Annotated in this window: 14 protein-coding genes; 6 read left to right on the forward strand and 8 right to left on the reverse strand. The window is 53.0% G+C overall.

The window, feature by feature from the left end:
- The first annotated feature begins 3 nt into the window (after positions 1–3).
- Together ssuC and ssuB are read left to right on the forward strand one after the other, a co-directional pair.
- Positions 4–795 carry an aliphatic sulfonate ABC transporter permease SsuC gene (ssuC, locus tag HV237_RS15465; protein WP_016152468.1) on the forward strand — a complete coding sequence of 264 codons (792 nt, stop codon included), beginning with the start codon at positions 4–6 and terminating at the stop codon, positions 793–795.
- Positions 792–1,559, forward strand: a complete 768-nt coding sequence (gene ssuB, locus HV237_RS15470) for an aliphatic sulfonates ABC transporter ATP-binding protein (RefSeq protein ID WP_016152467.1) — start codon at positions 792–794, stop codon at positions 1,557–1,559. Before ssuC ends, ssuB begins: the two co-directional genes overlap by 4 nt.
- A gap of 103 nt (positions 1,560–1,662) precedes the next feature.
- Here the strand turns inward: ssuB and pepN are convergent, their stop codons facing one another.
- Entirely contained in the window at positions 1,663–4,275 is a 2,613-nt protein-coding gene (pepN, locus tag HV237_RS15475; RefSeq protein WP_019076406.1) for an aminopeptidase N, read from the reverse strand.
- 265 nt (positions 4,276–4,540) lie between these two features.
- On the opposite strand from pepN, the gene pncB reads away from it, so the two are divergent.
- The 4 genes from pncB to aspC all read left to right on the forward strand — a co-directional run bounded on the left by pncB (position 4,541) and on the right by aspC (position 10,360).
- Complete coding sequence (gene pncB, locus HV237_RS15480) at positions 4,541–5,743, forward strand: nicotinate phosphoribosyltransferase (RefSeq protein ID WP_047359374.1); 1,203 nt, start codon at positions 4,541–4,543, stop codon at positions 5,741–5,743.
- Positions 5,744–5,908: 165 nt separating this feature from the next.
- Entirely contained in the window at positions 5,909–7,309 is a 1,401-nt protein-coding gene (gene asnS, locus HV237_RS15485) for an asparagine--tRNA ligase (RefSeq protein WP_047359375.1), read from the forward strand.
- Between the two features lie 600 nt (positions 7,310–7,909).
- The gene (ompF, locus tag HV237_RS15490; RefSeq protein WP_016156126.1) at positions 7,910–8,986 is read left to right on the forward strand and encodes a porin OmpF; all 1,077 of its coding nucleotides are present in this window, start codon (positions 7,910–7,912) and stop codon (positions 8,984–8,986) included.
- A 183-nt stretch (positions 8,987–9,169) separates the two neighbouring features.
- Positions 9,170–10,360 (forward strand): aspartate transaminase, encoded by a 1,191-nt coding sequence (gene aspC / locus HV237_RS15495; protein WP_047359377.1) that lies wholly within the window; start codon positions 9,170–9,172, stop codon positions 10,358–10,360.
- A 54-nt stretch (positions 10,361–10,414) separates the two neighbouring features.
- Here the strand turns inward: aspC and HV237_RS15500 are convergent, their stop codons facing one another.
- From HV237_RS15500 to cmoM, 7 genes are all read right to left on the reverse strand, one after another.
- Positions 10,415–11,062 carry an MBL fold metallo-hydrolase gene (locus HV237_RS15500; protein ID WP_047359378.1) on the reverse strand — a complete coding sequence of 216 codons (648 nt, stop codon included), beginning with the start codon at positions 11,060–11,062 and terminating at the stop codon, positions 10,415–10,417.
- Between the two features lie 28 nt (positions 11,063–11,090).
- Positions 11,091–11,639 carry a YcbK family protein gene (locus tag HV237_RS15505; protein WP_016152461.1) on the reverse strand — a complete coding sequence of 183 codons (549 nt, stop codon included), beginning with the start codon at positions 11,637–11,639 and terminating at the stop codon, positions 11,091–11,093.
- 177 nt (positions 11,640–11,816) lie between these two features.
- Positions 11,817–13,568 (reverse strand): L,D-transpeptidase, encoded by a 1,752-nt coding sequence (gene ldtD / locus HV237_RS15510; RefSeq protein ID WP_047359379.1) that lies wholly within the window; start codon positions 13,566–13,568, stop codon positions 11,817–11,819.
- A gap of 257 nt (positions 13,569–13,825) precedes the next feature.
- Positions 13,826–18,286 carry a chromosome partition protein MukB gene (gene mukB / locus HV237_RS15515; protein ID WP_181541569.1) on the reverse strand — a complete coding sequence of 1,487 codons (4,461 nt, stop codon included), beginning with the start codon at positions 18,284–18,286 and terminating at the stop codon, positions 13,826–13,828.
- Entirely contained in the window at positions 18,286–18,990 is a 705-nt protein-coding gene (gene mukE, locus HV237_RS15520; RefSeq protein WP_016152457.1) for a chromosome partition protein MukE, read from the reverse strand. The genes mukB and mukE overlap by 1 nt, the downstream gene beginning before the upstream one ends.
- Positions 18,971–20,293, reverse strand: a complete 1,323-nt coding sequence (gene mukF / locus HV237_RS15525; protein WP_016156123.1) for a chromosome partition protein MukF — start codon at positions 20,291–20,293, stop codon at positions 18,971–18,973. The genes mukE and mukF overlap by 20 nt, the downstream gene beginning before the upstream one ends.
- Entirely contained in the window at positions 20,286–21,089 is an 804-nt protein-coding gene (cmoM, locus tag HV237_RS15530) for a tRNA uridine 5-oxyacetic acid(34) methyltransferase CmoM (RefSeq protein WP_047359380.1), read from the reverse strand. Before cmoM ends, mukF begins: the two co-directional genes overlap by 8 nt.
- Positions 21,090–21,167: the final 78 nt, after the last annotated feature.

The raw sequence follows: 21,167 nt of genomic DNA on the forward strand, positions 1-21,167 counted from the left end.
CTGATGGCAACGCCGAAAAACAGGTGGTTACTGCGCCTCGCGCCCTGGTTTTTACCGGTTGGGTTGGTCGCGCTCTGGCAGCTCGCATCATCAATGGGCTGGTTGTCCACCCGCATCCTGCCCTCTCCGGAGGGCGTTGTCGAAGCCTTCTGGACGCTTTCCGCCAGCGGCGAGCTTTGGCAGCATCTGGCGATCAGCTCCTGGCGCGCGCTGGTAGGCTTCTCCATTGGCGGATCGATTGGCCTGACGCTGGGACTGATTAGCGGTCTTTCGCGGTGGGGAGAACGCCTGCTGGATACTTCGGTGCAGATGCTGCGTAACGTGCCGCATCTGGCGCTGATCCCACTGGTGATTTTGTGGTTCGGCATTGATGAATCCGCCAAGATCTTTCTCGTCGCGCTGGGCACGCTTTTTCCGATTTACATCAACACTTGGCATGGGATCCGCAATATCGATCGCGGTCTGGTAGAGATGGCTCGCAGCTATGGGCTGTCTGGTTTTTCACTATTTATTCATGTGATCCTCCCCGGCGCCCTGCCCTCGATTATGGTTGGCGTGCGTTTTGCTCTCGGGCTGATGTGGTTAACGCTTATTGTCGCGGAAACCATTTCAGCCAATGCCGGCATTGGTTACCTGGCAATGAACGCCCGCGAATTTCTGCAAACCGATGTGGTCGTGGTGGCCATTATTCTCTACGCCCTGCTCGGCAAACTTGCCGACGTCAGCGCCCAATGGCTGGAGCGGATCTGGCTGCGCTGGAACCCGGCTTACCATGTAAAGGAGGCTTCCGTATGAATACCGCTCGCCTGAACCAAGGCACGCCGCTTTTACTGAGTGCCGTGACGAAACAATACGCCGCCAATACGGTGCTCAATCAGTTAGATTTGCACATTCAGGCCGGACAGTTTGTTGCCGTGGTTGGCCGCAGCGGAGGAGGAAAAAGCACGCTACTGCGTCTGCTGGCTGGGCTGGAGTCTCCCACCTCAGGTGCATTACTTGCCGGAACCACCCCGCTGGCAGAAATTCAGGAGGATACGCGAATGATGTTTCAGGATGCGCGTCTGCTACCCTGGAAGACGGTTATCGATAATGTGGGTCTGGGTCTGAAAGGTCACTGGCGCGATGCGGCCCGGGACGCGCTGGCCGCAGTTGGGCTGGAGAATCGTGCTCAGGAATGGCCTGCTGCCCTGTCCGGTGGACAAAAACAGCGCGTGGCCCTGGCGCGGGCATTAATTCATCGTCCCGGTCTGCTGTTGCTGGATGAACCGCTCGGTGCGCTGGATGCCTTAACCCGGCTTGAAATGCAGGAGCTGATTGTCTCTTTATGGCAAGAGCACGGCTTTACCGTACTGCTGGTCACCCATGACGTCAGTGAAGCGGTGGCAATGGCCGATCGCGTGTTGCTTATTGAAGATGGAAAAATCGGACTGGATTTAACGGTGGATATTGCGCGACCACGCCGGATTGGTTCGGTGCGTCTGGCAGAGCTGGAAGCAGAAGTGTTGAACCGGGTAATGCAGCGTAGCGAAACGGAACAGCCGATCCGCCGGCATGGATAAGCATTCAGAAAAATCAGGCCCAGTAAGCGCAAGCGCCACCGGGCCTTTTGCCGGATGGCGGCGTTACCGCCTATTCCGGCTTACAAAACGACAGGTCAACGTTTCAGGCTAACGCTTTGGTTACCTTCTCGAACAGATCGCCGGAGAGATTCTCCAGACCTTTCAGCTGTTCCAGCGCCGCGCGCATCTGCGTCTGACGTTTTGCATCATACCGTTTTAAGCGAATCAGCGGCTCAATCAGACGTGACGCCACCTGCGGGTTACGGCTATTGAGTTCAGTCAGCATGTCGACCAAGAACTGATAGCCGCTGCCATCTTCCGCATGGAATGCCGCCGGGTTGCTGCCCGCAAAGGCGCCAATCAGAGATCGGATTCGGTTCGGGTTACTCATACTGAAGGAACGGTGCTTCAGTAAGCCACGTACCGTTTCCAGCACGTTTCTGGCCGGGCTGGTGGATTGCAGGATAAACCATTTGTCCATCACCAGACCGTCATGATGCCACTTATCGTCATACTCCTGCATTAGCGTGTCGCGGCAAGGCAGTTGCGCCGCGACTGCCGCGGACAGCGCCGCCAGCGCATCGGTCATATTGTTTGCTTCACGGTACTGCTTGCTGACCAGCGTGTCGGCCAGATGGGTTTCGCCAAAGGCCAGGAAACGCAGGCAGGCATTACGTAGCGTACGCTTGCCAATATCGGCATGCTCAACGCGGTACTCATCAAGATGATTAGCGTTATAGATGGCGAGGAATTCATCCGCCAGTTCGGCCGCCAGCGTGCGAGTTAACGCTTCACGTACTTCCGTTATCGCCACCGGATCGATGATGTCGAACAGTTCAGCAATTTCATTCACCGAAGGCAGCGTTAGAATCTCTGCCGCCAGTGCCGGATCGATTTTCTCATCCAGCAAAATCGCCCGGAATGCATCGGCCACGTGTACCGGCAGCGACAGCGGCTGTCCCTGCTGATGGCGGGCTACGTTGAGCTTAATATAGGTCGCCAGCAAGCTTTGCGCCGCGTCCCAACGAGAGAAATCGTTACGCGCATGACGCATCAAGAAAGTCAGCTGCTGATCGCTCCATTTGTATTCCAGTTTTACCGGTGCGGAAAATTCGCACAGCAGTGCCGGAACCGGCTGGAAGTAGACATTATCAAAGACAAACGTCTGCTCAGCCTGGGTGACATTGAGTACGGAATTCACCGGGTGCCCGCCTTTTTGCAGCGGGATCACTTTCCCTTGGTTGTCATACAACTCGAGGGCGAAAGGAATATGCAGCGGCTGTTTTTCGGCCTGATCCGGCGTGGCCGGCGTGCGCTGGCTGATAGTCAGCGTGTACTGCTCAGTGGATGGATTGTAGTCATCACGCACGGTCAGAATCGGCGTACCGGACTGACTGTACCAGCGGCGGAAATGCGATAGATCGACGTTGGACGCATCTTCCATCGCCTGCACGAAATCATCACAGGTTGCAGCGCTGCCGTCATGACGCTCAAAGTACAACTGCATCCCTTTCTGGAAGTTAGCCTCACCGAGCAGGGTGTGGATCATACGAATAACTTCAGCGCCCTTTTCGTACACGGTCAGGGTATAGAAGTTGTTCATTTCAATGACCATATCCGGACGGATAGGATGCGCCATTGGGCTGGCATCTTCGGCAAACTGCAGGCCGCGCATGGTGCGCACATTGCTGATCCGGTTTACCGCGCGTGAGCCGAGATCGGAACTGAACTCCTGATCGCGGAACACGGTTAGCCCCTCTTTCAGGCTCAACTGGAACCAGTCGCGACAGGTCACGCGGTTGCCGGTCCAGTTGTGGAAATATTCGTGACCGATGACGCGCTCAATATCGAGGTAGTCTTTGTCGGTGGCGGTATCGGTACGTGCCAGCACATATTTGGAGTTAAAGATGTTCAGACCTTTATTCTCCATCGCCCCCATGTTGAAGAAATCGACCGCGACAATCATATAAATGTCGAGGTCATATTCGAGGCCAAAGCGCTCTTCATCCCATTTCATGGAGTTTTTCAGCGAGGTCATCGCCCACGGCGCGCGGTCCAGGTTGCCGCGATCGACGTACAGTTCCAGCGCCACTTCACGCCCGGAACGAGTGGTAAAGGTGTCGCGCAGGACGTCGAAATCACCAGCTACCAGCGCAAACAGATAACACGGTTTCGGGAACGGATCCTGCCACTGTACCCAGTGACGACCATTTTCCAGTTCCCCCTGCGCCACACGGTTACCGTTGGAGAGCAGGAACGGATATTGGGTTTTATCGGCGATAATTTTGGTGGTAAAACGCGCCAGGACATCCGGCCTGTCGAGATACCAGGTAATATGGCGGAACCCTTCCGCTTCACACTGGGTGCACAGCGCATCGCCGGACTTGTACAGTCCTTCCAGCGCGGTATTGGCCGCCGGGCTAATTTCATTCACGATACGCAGCGTAAAACGTTCCGGCAGTTGACTGATGACCAGAGCGCCCTCTTCTTCTTTATACTCTGCCCACGGCTCGTCGTTCACGTGGATCGACACCAGGGTCAGATCTTCACCATTCAGGCGCAGGGGCGCATCGGACGCGCCATGACGGACAGCCTGGCTCACGGCGGTGACCACGGTTTTTTCAGCATCCAGGTCAAAGGTCAAGTCAATATCAGTAATCTGGTAATCCGGCGCACGATAGTCGTGACGGTATTTGGCTTGTGGCTGTTGTGTCATAAAAAACCTTTAGCATCTTTGGTAGAGTCTCGGCTTCAGTCTATTCCTGTTGCGTAAATCGCGCTACGCAGAATGTTCATCTTTTCAGGCACAAACACCCTTTTTGCTACATTTTTATAACACGCGGCACGAATTGCCCTCGACCAGAAAGACAGCTTATGGTGTGATCGGGGTTCAATAAATCGCTAAACAAGGTATACTCCAGCGGTTTTCTTAGTTGTTTATTGTACTAAACGCTCCCGTGAGAGGATGCTACTGCGCACCTATGACACAATTCGCTTCTCCTGTTCTGCACTCGCTGCTGGATACAGACGCTTATAAGTTGCATATGCAGCAAGCCGTTTTTCACCACTACTATGATGTACAAGTAGCGGCTGAATTTCGTTGCCGTGGCGATGACCTGCTCGGTATTTATGCCGATTCTATTCGTGAGCAGGTGAATGCTATGCAACACCTGCGACTGCAGGAGGACGAGTACCAGTGGCTCTCCGGCCTGCCTTTCTTTAAAGCTGATTACCTCACCTGGTTACGTGATTTCCGCTATAACCCGGAACAGGTTTGCGTCACCAATGATAACGGTAAGCTGAACATCCGCTTAACCGGGCCGTGGCGTGAAGTGATCATGTGGGAAGTCCCGCTGCTAGCGGTTATCAGCGAGATGGTACACCGTTACCGTTCGCCCGAATCAGGCGTCCCGCAGGCACTCAATGAGCTGGAAAGCAAACTAGTAGAATTCTCTGCTTTAACGAAAGATGTCGATATGTCCCGCTTCCATCTGATGGATTTCGGTACGCGTCGTCGTTTTTCACGTGAAGTACAGCAGGCTATTGTTAAACGCCTGCAGCGAGAGCCCTGGTTTGTCGGCACCAGTAACTACGATCTGGCCCGCCGCCTGTCATTAACCCCAATGGGCACGCAGGCGCATGAGTGGTTCCAGGCTCATCAGCAAATCAGCCCTGAGCTTGCCACCAGCCAGCGCGTTGCCCTGGCCGCCTGGTTAAATGAATATCCTGACCAACTCGGCATTGCGCTGACCGATTGCATCACCATGGATGCGTTTTTACGCGACTTTGGCGTCGAGTTTGCGACCCGCTATCAGGGTTTACGCCATGACTCAGGCGACCCGGTGGAATGGGGTGAAAAAGCCATCGCCCATTATGAAAAACTGGGCATTGATCCGCTGAGCAAAACGCTGGTGTTTTCAGATAACCTCGATTTGAAAAAAGCGATTGAGCTCTACCGTCACTTCTCTTCTCGTGTGCAGTTGAGTTTTGGTATTGGCACACGTTTAACCTGTGATATTCCCCATGTTAAGCCGCTCAATATTGTGATCAAGCTGGTGGAATGTAACGGCAAACCTGTGGCGAAGTTATCTGATAGCCCGGGTAAAACCATCTGCCACGATAAAGCGTTCGTGCGCGCACTACGCAAAGCCTTCGATTTGCCGCATATTAAAAAAGCCAGTTAAACCTTCCAGGGAGCCAGTTTGGCTCCCTTTTCACGCTAATTTCCGAAATCTTTCACTCCAGCTACGAATTCTGCTTGTCTGATTGCAGATGCCAGGTAACATAGGTATCCCCCCATTACGGGTGGACATGTGTTTATATATCCGACTATTAACAGAGAGAATATTATGAGCGTTGTGCCTGTAGCCGACGTACTCCAGGGCCGCGTAGCCGTTGACAGCGAAGTCACCGTGCGCGGATGGGTGCGTACCCGCCGAGATTCAAAAGCTGGCATCTCCTTCCTCGCCGTTTATGACGGTTCCTGCTTTGATCCTGTACAGGCCGTCATCAATAATTCTCTGCCCAATTACAATCAGGACGTACTGCGCCTGACGACGGGTTGTTCAGTTATCGTAACGGGTAAAGTCGTTGCATCTCCTGGACAAGGACAGAGCTTTGAAATTCAGGCCACTGAGGTTGAAGTAGCCGGCTGGGTTGAAGATCCTGATACCTATCCAATGGCGGCTAAGCGTCACAGCATTGAGTATCTGCGTGAAGTGGCGCACATGCGCCCACGTACCAACATGATTGGTGCCGTCGCGCGTGTACGTCATACGCTGGCGCAAGCGCTGCATCGCTTCTTCCACGAGCAGGGTTTCTTTTGGGTATCGACTCCGCTGATCACCGCTTCCGATACGGAAGGTGCCGGTGAAATGTTCCGCGTGTCTACGCTGGATCTGGAAAACCTGCCGCGTAACGATCAGGGCAAAGTCGATTTCGACAAAGACTTCTTTGGTAAAGAAGCTTTCCTGACCGTTTCCGGTCAGCTGAACGGCGAAACCTACGCCTGTGCTCTGTCCAAAATTTATACCTTTGGCCCGACGTTCCGTGCAGAAAACTCTAATACCAGTCGTCACCTGGCAGAGTTCTGGATGCTGGAACCGGAAGTGGCTTTCGCCGACCTGAACGATGTTGCAGGCCTGGCTGAAGCGATGCTGAAGTACGCGTTCAAAGCCGTACTGGTTGAGCGTGCGGATGATATGAAATTCTTCGCCGAACGTGTCGACAAAGACGCGATTTCACGCCTGGAACGTTTCATTGAGGCTGACTTCGCGCAGGTGGATTACACCGACGCGGTAAGCATTCTGGAAAAATGCGGCAAACAGTTCGAAAACCCGGTTTACTGGGGTGTGGATCTGTCTTCTGAGCACGAACGTTACCTTGCTGAAGAGCACTTTAAAGCGCCGGTCGTCGTTAAAAACTACCCGAAAGATATCAAAGCGTTTTATATGCGCCTTAACGAAGACGGTAAAACCGTTGCAGCAATGGACGTCCTGGCTCCAGGAATCGGTGAAATCATCGGTGGTTCTCAGCGTGAAGAGCGTCTGGACGTCCTGGATGCCCGTATGCTGGAAATGGGTCTGAACAAAGAAGATTACTGGTGGTATCGCGACCTGCGTCGCTACGGTACCGTTCCACATTCCGGCTTCGGTTTGGGCTTTGAGCGTTTGATCGCTTACGTTACCGGCGTGCAGAACGTCCGTGACGTTATTCCGTTCCCGCGTACCCCGCGCAACGCTACGTTCTAACCCTGCATTTTTGATACAAAAGCCAGCATTGCTGGCTTTTTTTGTCACCGCTTCACGTTTTGGGATCCCCCTCCCGCGTTTAACACAACCCTTCGCCTTCCCCCTTCCTGTTACGTAATATTTCACCGCAACATATTTGAACAAAAAATAATCAGTATTTTTATTGTGGATTAGCATTTTCCGATTAAATAGTACATTTTCTGACCACTTGCACGGCATTCCAGACGTCCAGAAATAGCCATCTGTAAACCATGAACTTTATGGCAGAACAGAGAAAAAAGGAGTTTATCTAAATTAAATATAAGAAAATCATATAAATAGAAATAGAAGTGGTGATTTTTAGCGCACGGACATCTGAAATTTGAAGTTGTTCACAAAGTTGCACAAAAATAACATTTTGTTACACACATTTTCTTTTTGAAACCAAATCTTTATATTTGTAGCACTTTGACGGTAGCGAAACGATAGTTTGAATGGAAAGATGCCTGTCAGACACATAAAGACACCAAACTCTCATCAATAGTTCCGTAAATTTTTATTGACGGAAATTATTGGCGGCAGTGGCAGGTGTCATATAAAAACCGATGAGGGTAATAAATAATGATGAAGCGCAATATTCTGGCAGTGGTTATCCCTGCTCTGCTGGTAGCCGGGGCAGCTAACGCTGCAGAAATCTATAACAAAGATGGCAACAAAGTAGACCTGTACGGTAAAGCAGTAGGTCTGCACTATTTTTCCAAGCACAACGGTGACAATGCCTACGCACCTAATGGCGATCAGACTTACGCCCGTCTTGGTTTCAAAGGGGAAACTCAGATTAACGACCAACTGACCGGTTACGGCCAGTGGGAATACCAGTTCAGTGGCAATAACTCTGAAGGCGGTGATGATGCTCAGAATGGCAACAAAACCCGTCTGGCGTTTGCCGGTCTGAAATTCGGTGATGCAGGCTCCTTCGATTACGGTCGTAACTACGGCGTCGTTTACGATGCACTGGGTTACACCGATATGCTGCCAGAATTCGGTGGTGACACTGCTGCTTCCGACCAGTTCTTCTCTCAGCGTAACGGCGGTCTCGCAACTTACCGTAACTCTAACTTCTTCGGTTTGGTTGAAGGCCTGAACTTCGCTGTTCAGTACCTGGGCAAAAACGAGCGTGATGACGTTCGTCGCTCTAACGGTGATGGCGTTGGCGGTTCTGTTAGCTACGAATTCGAAGGCTTTGGTATCGTAGGTGCGTATGGCGCGGCTGATCGTACCGATGCCCAGCAAAACCCACTTCTGCGCGGCCACGGCGACAAAGCTGAGCAGTGGGCGACCGGCTTGAAATACGATGCTAACAACATCTACCTGGCGGCGAACTACAGCGAAACCCGTAACGCAACCCGTATCGCTAACGGTTATGCTAACAAAACTGAAGACGTCCTGTTGGTTGCTCAGTACCAGTTCGACTTCGGCCTGCGTCCGTCCCTCGCCTATACCAAATCTAAAGGTAAGGACATCGAAGGAATCGGCGACGTAGATCTGGTGAACTACTTCGAAGTGGGTGCGACTTACTACTTCAACAAAAACATGTCCACCTATGTTGATTACATCATCAACCAGATCGATTCTGACAACAAACTGGGCGTAGGCTCTGACGACACCGTTGCAGTGGGTATCGTTTACCAGTTCTAATAGCAGACCTCTTTGTTAAATGCCTTAAAAACAGGACTTCGGTCCTGTTTTTTTATCTCTGCTAGCGGATTCTTGCGTCTTAAAAAAACACCTCGGCTTTTCGTCAGTAACGGTTGGCATTTTGTAAATCTACCGTTAACCTGATAGCGGACTTCCCTTCTGTAATCACTATGGAACCTCGTCATGTTTGAGAACATTACTGCCGCTCCTGCCGACCCCATTTTGGGTCTGGCTGATTTGTTTCGTGCCGATGACCGCCCAGGAAAAATAAACCTTGGGATCGGTGTATATAAAGATGAGACAGGTAAAACGCCGGTACTGACCAGCGTTAAAAAAGCCGAGCAATATATACTGGAAAATGAAACCACCAAAAATTACCTTGGCATCGACGGTATTCCAGAGTTTGGTCGCTGCACTCAGGAATTACTGTTTGGTAAAGAAAGTTCGCTTATCAACGACAAACGTGCGCGTACAGCACAGACCCCTGGCGGCACTGGCGCACTGCGTGTGGCCACTGATTTCCTGGCAAAAAACACCTCAGCTAAACGCGTATGGGTGAGCAATCCAAGCTGGCCAAACCATAAGAGCGTCTTTAACTCTGCCGGTCTGGAAGTTCGTGAATACAACTATTACGATGCCGCGAACCACTCATTAGACTTTGATGCGCTGCTGGCAAGCCTCAGCGAAGCGCAGGCTGGCGACGTGGTGTTATTCCACGGCTGCTGCCATAACCCAACCGGTATCGACCCTACGCTGGAGCAGTGGCAAACGCTGGCTCAGCTTTCAGTCGAAAAAGGTTGGTTGCCGCTGTTTGACTTCGCATACCAGGGCTTTGCCCGCGGTCTGGAAGAAGATGCAGAAGGTCTGCGCGCATTCGCTGCGCTGCACAAAGAGCTGATCGTCGCCAGTTCCTACTCCAAGAACTTTGGTCTGTACAATGAGCGCGTAGGTGCCTGTACGCTGGTTGCAGCCGATGCTGAAACCGTCGACCGCGCGTTTAGCCAGATGAAGTCCGTCATTCGTGCCAACTATTCCAACCCACCAGCACACGGCGCGTCGGTTGTGGCAACCATCCTGAGCAACGATGCCCTGCGCGCTATCTGGGAACAGGAACTGACTGATATGCGTCAACGCATCCAACGCATGCGTTTGCTGTTTGTGAATACGCTGCAGGAGAAAGGTGCGAACCGCGACTTCAGCTTTATCATCAAACAGAACGGCATGTTCTCATTCAGCGGCCTGACCAAAGAGCAGGTTCTGCGTCTGCGTGAAGAGTTTGGTGTCTATGCCGTCGCTTCCGGACGTGTGAACGTAGCAGGAATGACGCCAGATAACATGGCGCCGCTGTGCGAAGCGATTGTCGCAGTACTGTAATCTATCGCGTACTAAAAAGGCCGCAATAGCGGCCTTTTTCATTTATCTGCGGTGTTACCAGACAGGCATTTCATCCTGCAGGAACGGATTATGTAGCCGTTCGTTGCCCAACGTCGAAAGTGGGCCGTGACCCGGAATAAACGTCACGTCATCGCCCAACGGCAACAGTTTACGTTTAACCGAATCAATCAATTGACTATGATCTCCGCGAGGAAAATCGCTGCGCCCTACGCCGCCTTTGAAGATCACGTCACCAGAAATCAGTAGCTTTGATTGTTCATCAAAGAAGACCACATGTCCCGGCGTGTGGCCCGGGCAATGCAGTACCTGCAACGTCACGTTACCCACGCTTACCCGGTCGCCTTCATTCAACCAGCGATCGGGCGTCAGCGGCTCACAATCGCCCAGGCCAAACATGCGACTCTGAGCAGGAAGTCCTTGTAACCAGAACTCATCTTCTTTTTCCGGACCAATAACCGGTACACCATAATGCTGTGCCAGTTCAGCCGCCGCACCTACGTGATCAAGATGACCATGGGTGAGCAGGATCTGCATTAGCGTCAGGCCACTGGCATCGACTTCCTGTTTGATTTTCTCAGCATCGCCGCCGGGATCGACCAGCGCAGCCAGACGGGTTTGCTCACACCAGATTAACGAGCAGTTCTGGGCGAATGCAGTGACCGGAATAATACGATAGTTCATACGGCTCCTGTTTCATTAAGCTTATGGATCACCAATGACGCGCCGGTCCGGTGTCAATATGCACAAAGTTACTGCGTGGGTAGTATCCTACACCACCTGCGCGCATAGATAACGCAGCTTTGCGAATATTACTTAATGCGATGCCTTCAATATGGAAATCCATGGCCTGCCCTTTCGTGTGGTAGCTTTTCTTTGCCACACCGCGGCTGTGCGCACGTAATTCATTATTGGTATCAATAGAGCGGTAACCAGAAATAAGCTGTACGGGTTTACGCGTGCCCAGCAGGCCCTGCAGACGGAAGAGTTGATCGAACAATCCCGGATCGATGGATTTCACTTTATTCGCACGAAAATCACGGAAAAAGTGATTAAGTTTAGCTAATTCGTCCTGAATATAGCCCCTGCCATCAAAAAACTCTGCTTTTATTGACTCACCGGTATGCAGGTTATTCAGAGTCAAAATACGCGGACGTGGGGTAGAGAGTGTAGCAAACGCAGGCGTAGGCAGGATGGCAGCGCCGAGGGCAATGCCACCAAGCGCCAGCAGTTTGCGGCGATTAGCGTCAAATTTGTCCATGGTTTTAAGGTCTACAAGGTCAATGTTATCGTATGTATGCTCTAGCGCACGCGGGAAACCTTATCTGGCTAAGTAGTCCACGTCAAGGCTCCCAACCCCAGGAAATACGGGGCTTGCAGCCATTTCGCCCCGTTTCCAGCATAACTTACGACAATTATTTTCCTCGAACTGCTTCATTTATCTGATTAATTGTTCAGCTTTTGACACAATTTGTGCACTGGATCGCGCTGTCTGATCGTAATTGTAAATATCTGTACGATACTGCGTGCGACCATCCGGGCCAACAAATGCGGTCAGATAGTAGAGGTTGACGGGGATATTCTGGCGAATATTCACGTACCTTGTATCCCCTTGCTTCAGGGCATCCGAGATGCGCGTATCATTCCACCCCGCATCCTGTAGCAGCATATTCGCCAGCTCAGATGCCTTGTTCACGCGCACGCAGCCGGAGCTTAACGCCCGCGAATCCTTCTGGAACAGAGTGTGGTTCGGCGTATCGTGCAGATAAATAGCATCCGAACTCGGCATATTGAATTTATAGCGTCCGAGCGAGTTACGCGCTCCCGGAGCCTGCTGGAAGCGGAACGGCAGATTGGAGGCGGTGATGGTGGCCCAGTCAACCTGCCACGGATCTATCGTCTCTTTGCTGTTCCAGCCGCGCATTACGGTATAGCCGTGACGCTCAAGATACCCCGGGTCATTCCAAACCTTAGGCAGAATATCCTTCCGGGCCAGCGTCGGCGGCACGTTCCACGGCGGGTTAACGACCACGTTATTCAGCGCACTGCTCATCATCGGCGTTTTACGATCGGGACGTCCGACGATAACGCGCGAGGCCAGCACCTGATTGCCGTTCTGATAATACACCAGCGAGTAGGCAGGAATATTCACCATAATACCGGTAGACAGCGTACCCGGCAGCAGGCGCAAGCGCTGAATATTTAACGCCAGCACGCCCGCACGTTGAGCGGGCGTCACGTTCAGCCAGTCACGCGTGGCAGGGCCAATCGCGCCATCGGCCCCAAGCCCCTGCCACGTCTGAAACCGCTTAACTGCGTCAACAAGTTCACGATCGTAAGCGCTACGGCCTTCTTTGGCAGCCGTACTGACAACAGACTCCAGCATCCCGGTACGGCGCAAAATTTCACGCAGCGCAGGGATATCCTTACTCCACTCCCCCGGACGCAGCGTCGCGGTACTGGTCAGTTGCGGCCAGGGCCGCGTATCGCCCACCAGCTTGAGCAGCGAATCATGCATTGCTGCGTACTGCGGATGTTGCGGTGCCAGGCTGGCGACAAACGAAGTCAGTTGACCGTTATCCAGCGCGACTTGCCATTGGTTGATCACGGAAATCGGCGGCGTCGTCAGCGCATAGGGCTTATCGCTATAGAGCCAGCGATTACCTTTGACGGGGATGTTGGCAATAAAGTGCAGATACCCCATCATCGCATCTGAGAGCAAGATATCTCGCGCCTGACCGGTTACTGCTGGGTCAGTCAGTAGAGCAACCCAGGTGGTGAACTGCGGCTGAAAGCCGGCAATCGCCACTTCAGCTAACTGTTGCTGAAAGGCTTTTACCGCATCACGATTTTCCCACATCGGTTTCATTTCGCGTGCGGCATACAGCAGTTCCAGTTGGCTCATATAAACCGGTGTGAAGCCCGCTGGAAGTTGAGATTGTAATTCGGCGCGGGCTTTATCAACTGACACGCCCTCGGGCAGCGGTTGGATACCTGCCATGATAGCCGTCGCGGAAGATTGAGCCTGCGGCTGTGATAACGCTGTTGGCTGTTCACTGACGGTCGCTGAGCTATCGCCAGGGATCATTTCAGGCTCATCGGCCTGCGCATTGAACAGTGGAGCGAATGTTACGGCCAGGCACAAACTAATTGCCGACAGCCGACGACCACACATTTTATTAAGCAACATCCCTTGCCCCCTGTTTTTTTATCATACTTTGAGTAGCCAGGCCGTATGTCTTCCCCTTATTTTGGCGGGGCCGAACCTGTAAAACGCCAATACAAGCTGAAGTATGACGAGCAAGCCTGTGACGCGTTAGGCTTACCTTTAGTATATAAACATGAAAAAATTTTTGCCTAACCTAATGTAAAGAAGTTTAAAGAAATTACACCAGTTATTGAGAATTTCCGGAAAAAAAAGAAGGCGGCCATTTAGCCGCCTTTTATTTAGCTTGCCTGCGAGGAGGCATCTTCGGTGCCAGGCAGCGGCTCAGGTAACTGAGGCGCAAACCCGCGCAGACCTACCACGTGAACGTGTTCGGTATTCTGGAAGACTTTACGCACCAGTTTGTAGGTTGTGCCTTTCTCCGGGCTAATGTTTTCTGGGGCTGCGATAATCAGTTGCATTTGCAGACGCTCGCACAGTTCAAACAGAGTCGCGATAGAGCGTGCATCAAGTCGCGCAGCTTCATCCAGGAACAGCAGACGGCAAGGAGAAATATCTTTCCCGCGCAGTCTACGCCCTTCGTCTTCCCAGCTTTGCACAACCATCACCAGAATAGACATCCCGGTCCCGATCGCTTCACCGGTTGACAGCGCGCCAGATTCAGCACGCAGCCAGCCGTCAGAGCCACGGTTAACCTCAACTTCCATTTCCAGATAGTTACGGTAATCCAGCAGCTCTTCACCAATGGTTTGCGGCGTACGTTGCCCCATATCAATCTGCGGATTCAGACGCTGATACAACTTCGCCAGCGCTTCAGAGAAGGTCAGACGATTGCTGTTAAACAGATCCTGGTGCTGCTCATGCTGTTCGGAAAGTACGTCCAGCAAGGTAGCATGCGTCTCGCGTACGTTGACGTTCAGACGAACGCTGTTTACCTGGCCAAACGACACGCTTTGCAGCCCCTGGTTCAGCATGCGAATACGGTTCTGTTCGCGCTGAATGGTCTTACGAATGATATTCGCCACGCTGCGAGAGCTGATCGCCAGTTTCTGTTCGCGGGACGTTAATTCTTCCGTCAGACGGCTCAGCTCAATCTCCATCTGTTCGATCGCTTCAACCGGATCGTCGGTACGGATGATATCCTGGCGAATACGTTCACGCAGATGCTGATAAACCGCGACAAAGAACTGGATTTTACGCTCTGGGCGTTTTGGATCTTCAGACATGCGCAGTACATCGCGCAGGTGTTCGTTATCCGCAACCGCCAGGCGCAGCGCACCAAGCGCCTTATCCGACATCGAGCGCAGTTCATCACCGGAAAGATACGCCAGCTCCCGACGGTGCAGGCGGCGTTCAACGCCGTTATCTTTCACCATCCGCATCACCGCACACCATCCGGCTTTCGCGGTAACCACCTGCTCGCGCATTTCAAAATAATCACGTTCCAGCTTGCGCAGCCTGCGGGTCAGGTTTTCCATCTCCGCTTCGCAGAAGGTCAGCGCTTTTTCCAGTTGGTTACGGCGGGCACGGTTATTGCTGAGCTGCGCATGCAGTTCATCACGACGAATACGCGCGCGCTCTTCGGCACCGCTGTCCGCACGAACGCCAATATCCTGCAGTTCACGTTGTAAATCGTTAAGCAGCTCTTTTTTGGTGTCATAGGAGCTTTTCAGCGACGCCATGACCTGGTTGTACTGGCTTAACTGTGCGGCGTGACTGCGTAGCGCTTCACGGGCGCGGGTACGTTCGGCTTCCGCCTGTTCCAGGCGCTCACGCAGTTTTTCGTTCAGATCGCTGTTGCCGCTAAGCATTTCAGCAGAGTCGGAATAGCTAAAGTGCGCCCGGCGCTGCACCACTTCGGTCAGAGCAAAAGCTTGCTGACGCGCATCGCGCTGCATCTGCTGGGAATACGCGTAGTCTTCCTTCAGTTGTTCAAACTGCTCAGGGTCATTTTGCAGGACCGAAACAATCGGTTCCAGTTTGGCTAACTGGTTGCCATGTTGCTGTACAAAACGCGCCGCTTCCTGGGCTTCATCCAGGCGCTCACGAATTTCGTCCACGCGATCGGCCAGCGTGTCATCCGCCAGCAGATTCAAACGCGGGAGAAGGCGGTTAAGAGCAGAGACCCCCTCTTTCGCCTGCTCAAACTGCATACGGCTTTGCTGATTATCATTTTCATGATTGCTCAGCGCACGTTCCAGTTCAACGCGACGGCCATTCAGTTGGCGAATTTCTGCTTCCGGATCGGCTTCAAACGCCACCGACAAATGACTGCCAATGAAACGACTGAACGCCTGATGCAGACGCTGGGTTTTCTGGACGTCAAAGGAGAGCGTTGCGAAACGTTCAGACAGCCCTTCACGCTCGGCATGCAGGGTTTCGATACGGCTTTCGCGCGCTGCACGGCCAAAAATCGGCACCGTCGGGAAGCGGGAATAACGCCACTGACGCTCGGCGGTTTTCACCACTACCGCTTTTTCCAGCTCATCAACGCTGAAAACGCTGTCATCAAACGACTGCGGATCCCCTTCGATGAAATAGAGATCTTCCGGACAATCCGTCAGCCCTTCAAGCTGCTCGGTAATCAGCGACAGATCCGGCACCACGATGGCATGACGCGAAGGACCGTACAGCGCAGAGAAGTACGGCGCATCTTCAAGGCTAACGTCGTCATAGATTTCTGACAGTAGAACGCCACCGAAGCGCTCCGCCAGCGCGTTCAGACGCTGATCTTCCGCCCCGCCCGGCTGACTTAAACGTTCAATTTCTTCATCAACTGCATTTTTGCGCGCACCGACTTCATCACGCTCAACAATGGCTTCACGCTCGCGCTCCAGCAGTTGTTGCAGATACTCGGTCACGTCCTGGCTTGAGGTAAACTCTTCGCCACACTGCTCGCTAAGCTGATTCAGGCTATTCTGCGCGGCCAGCCAGACAGGCGCACGTTTCATCAGATGCTGGATACGAGACTGTAGCTGTTCCTGCTCCTGACGCAACGTCATACGCTGTTCGCTGGCAGAAGAGACGCTGTCCGACAAGGCGGCGATGCGTGCTTCCAGCTCCTGGTACAGCGCTTCCAGCTCATCGATATCGAACTGTTTACCCTGACGCTTGCAGAATTCAGCCAGCAGACGCTCGGCGTCTTGCTGTTCGCGCAAACGCTGCTCCAGCTCGCTAAGTCGCATACGCAACGGCTGAACCTGTTCCGCCAGGTGGCGCTGTTCAACGCCTTCCCGTAGCAGTTCACGCGCCACGCTCCAGGCTTCACCACGCGCCAGCGGGCCATTGATAGCCGCCACCAGCTGATAAGCCTGTTCGAACTGGCTGTGCGCGGTTTGCGCCACGCTCATTTTTTGTTCCAGCGTCAGCAGTTTTTCAGTGGCTTCCTGCTCTTTAGCCTGGAAGGTTTCCAGCCATTCAGCAGCGCTGTCGGCGGTCAGATCCGGTAAGTGGCAGAGCTCTTTCGCCCGATTCAGCGCCTGGATCGCCTGGGTATATTGGATGGCTCGCGTTTGCTGGACGTCCAGCGCTTGCTGATAATCGGCAAGCTGGCTTTTCAGCTCATCCACTTCCAGTTCCGCGGCTTCTGCGCGGGCTTCGTTTTCATCCTGGCGGTCAACGGCTTCCGCGACCACCTCATTTTGTTCTTCGAGACGGACCTGCAGTTCTTCGAGATCCGCTTCGTAGCGTTCAATTTTTTCCTGCTGACGCAGCGCGGTTTGCACCAGATTCAGGTGATCGCTCGCGGCCTGGTAATCAGCTTCCAGATCGCCTTCCGCGCCGTTATGCTCGCCCAGTTCGCGCGCCATATCCACGTGCTTATACTGCTCCGCGGCCAGCTGCTTGCGTGAAGTATGCAGCTCACGACGATATTCCAGCGCTTTATCAAGATGGATACGACGTTCGTTGGCGTGACGCATATAATCCGCGGCCACATAGTTGGTCGCTTCGCTGATCAAATGCTTAAACAGATCGCGGTCAGACTGAGTTACGCGAATCGCTTCCAGCGTCATGCGGTTTTCACGCAGCGCAGCTTCCATATCCTGGAAGGCTTTACGTACGCCGCTGTTTTCCGGCAGCAGGTAGTCACGCAGTGAACGGGTAATGGCACTGGAGATCCCGCCGTACAGCGAGGCTTCAATCAGACGATAGAATTTACTACGGTCAGACGCGGAACGCAGACGACGGGCGATGATGCCCAGATCGAACATCAGTGAGTGATAATCGGTGATTGAGTTGAACTGTTTAAACTGCACGCCTTCCATCTCATCAAGCTTCTCTTTCAGCTCAGAGAGGGACAGCACGCGCGCCTGGCGTTCATTCAGCGTTTCCGTCACCAGTTGGGTTGGCTGCACCGACATCGGCAGCCCCTGAATGGCAAACGGTTTGATATCCACTTTACGATCGCGACCGGCAACCTGTTGCAGACGCACCCCCACGACCACGCGCTGATGGCGCGAGTTGAGGACGTCGAGCATTGAGTAACAGACGCCCGCTTTCAACTTACCGTGCAGGCCCTTATCACGTGAACCACTGGTTGCACCGGCTTCGGTGGTGTTACGGAAATGCAGCAGGGTTAAGTCCGGAATGAGCGCTGTTACAAATGCCGCCATGGTGGTGGACTTACCCGCACCGTTACCGCCGGACAGCGTGGTAACCAGTTCATCAAGGTCGAACGTACGGGCAAAAAAACCATTCCAGTTAATCAGCGTAAGTGAGCGAAATTTACCGCGTTCAATCATTATTCTTCTTCTCCACTGTCCGGCTGATTCTCTTCGGGCTCATCGTTGAGCTGCAGGCGGTTCTCGACCGGCATCGCTTCGCCATCACGAATTAAGCGACGCTGCGCTTCGCGCGGATCGTCACCGCTGCGCACGTCCGCGCCAAAGCGGAAGACTGATTCCGTAATACGGAATTTGCTGCTGTCGTGACCCATAAACCACACCATGCCTAAACGGCGCAGACGGTTTAGCGAAGAACGAACTTTTTCCTGTAGCTTCTGGCGATCAACATCCGAACCGGTTGAACGGTTGTTCACCAGTTTCAGCAGCTTCGCTTCATCAGCCAGCGTTAGCAGCTCGTCGTACAACTCTTGCTGGGTAAAAATCCCTTCGTTCGCCAGGCGTTCCGGGCTGAGATAGAGATAGCAAAGAATTTTACCGACCATCATGTCCAGTTCAGACAGGACCGAACGGGGAATGAGCGTCGTTGAACGCGGGCGAAGGTAGAAGAACCCTTCCGGCGCACGGATCAATTCCACGTTATAGCGGCTGTAAAACTCTTCAAAATATTCCTGAAAATCCATCAGGAAGGCATGATTATCCAGTTCATCCAGACCGATATGGCGGCCCGAACGTAAGGCGCTGTCCAGCGCCGGAAATAACGGATTCGCCAGCGCCTGCGCCAGCTTTACCGGCATCACTTGTTCAATATTTGTCAATGACATGCGCCTGTACCTTGGCTCCGTAATCATTAATCGGCTGCCATTTGGCTGGCAGTCCGGTGAAGTCTGCTTGCGCTACGCCAAGGCGTACCGCCTGATCGATAACTATGCGCGCGACGTCGAAATGACGCGCACGTGGGTATTGCGCCAGATACTCGCGCACGACCAAACCGAGATCCAGTGGTGTTTGTCTGGATTTGTAGATAGCCAGCTGTTCTTCGATGATCGCCGCCAACTGTTCACGGATCTCGTTAAATTCTTCATATTCCAGATCTTCCGGAAGCTCGCCGGTGACCTCTTCGTCACGCAGCACCATCTCTTCGTCACGCATATCCAGCAGACGATCGGCGTTGGCATAGGTTAGCGCCCACGGATCGTCAAAGTATGTCTGCACGGACTGGCGCAGACGCTGGGCAAAGACGCGGTTTTTATCCATATCGATCGCGGTACGGATAAACTTATGCACGTGACGATCGTAGCCGATCCATAAATCAATGGACTGCTGACCCCAACTGATAATGCGGTCGAGCTTACTTTGTAAGTCAAATACCAGCCGATCGACGAAATGCAAATCGTCATGCGTCATCGTGGCGTCCTGGATGTGTAGCAGGTGAGCCTGTAGCTTATCCCCCGCCGCTTCCAGCGTATCCTGCAGTTCACGCAGCGTACCAGACGTTTCAGAGAGCAGCAGTTCACAGCTGGAGATCGCCGCCCGCCAGTCTTTATTAAGCAACTGTGCGATGTCGTCTTTTACCTGCTGTTGCTGTTCATCCATGATGCGCTGGGTCAGATCGATACTGTCGAAAATCTCCGCCACCGAGTATTTCAATGGCGCGTAGACGTTGCGATGCCAGTGGAACTCATCGCCACCTTCCGCTGCCGCATCCGCCGCGCGCTTTAGTTCACCTGCAACAATCGACAGCTGCATTGAAAGACGTAGCGTAGAGAATTCACGCTGACGAATGTAGTAATCCGTGATGCCAATTCCCAATGGCGTTAAACGATATATAGCGTTGCCTTCCGCCTGCTCGCTGGTAAAGCGGTTCAGCAGACGTTGACGCACCATATCGTTGATCGCGTTGTTGGCGCGTACGCCGATGGTTTCGCTGGTTTGCTCAAACGCATCACTCACATGGCGGAACGCATCCACCAGCTCACCTTCACTCATCTCGCCGTCAAGTCGCTCACCGTTCAGGGTCGCGACCGCCAGCAGGAACGAAAGTCTGTCTACCGGCAGAGAGATGGAGAAGTCATTTTTTCTGGCCCAGGCAACCAGTTCGGGGACTGTCTGGGAAAATTCACTCATAAATTATCCTTGCATCTGCGGCTCGGGCCGAACTTTTAATCGCGGTGACATGAATATAGCGCCCAAGGCTGATATACGGTTCCTGGCGGCAATAGCGCGTTTCTAACTCAAGTAACATTTCAAAGTCGTCATGCTGTTTATGTTTATCTCGCAGATAATCATGAAACACGCGGACGCCCGTTTTACCGGTTATCTGCCAACCGATCTCGTCCAGCCACTGGTAGACCTGCCCCGGATCGCGCGGGTAGTCCGGTGAAAGCGTGCGCTTTTTACGTTTCGGCATCCCCACCTGCACATAGTCAAAGTTCCCTGCGACCATGTTATGCATCAACAGACCGTTAGCATTGTAGAACATTAACGACAGCGCGCCGCCAGGACGCAATACTGACCACAGAGTCTGCAACACGTTGACCGGATCTGTCACCCACTCCAGCACAGCATGAAACAATATCAGATCAACCGGGCTTTCCAAATGCGAAGCAACATCCTGAGCAGCGCATTGTATAAAATGCATGTTCCCGCTCACACCTTTTGCCTCTGCCGCCTGTTGCGCTCGGGCGATCATCTCGCCAGACAGATCGCATAATGTGACGAAATGTCCTCGTTGCGCCATTTTGATGGCCGTTTGCCCTTCACCACCACCGGCATCCAGAATGTGCAGTTTTTGCTCACCGAACATTTCCAGTAATCGATCCAGATCCTGCCAAAGGATAGCCTGTCTTAATTGACCTTTGGTGGTGCCGTAAATGTTACGGGAAAACTTCTCTGCAATGTCATCAAAATTGCGATCCCGCATCGGGCTCTCCGCATACTGGCTTTAGGGTGACTAAGTAAAACCGCTATTTTGTCACACCCACGCCGAGAATGAACCTTC

Source organism: Citrobacter sp. RHBSTW-00570, from assembly GCF_013739755.1.
GTDB classification, from domain to species: domain Bacteria; phylum Pseudomonadota; class Gammaproteobacteria; order Enterobacterales; family Enterobacteriaceae; genus Citrobacter; species Citrobacter braakii.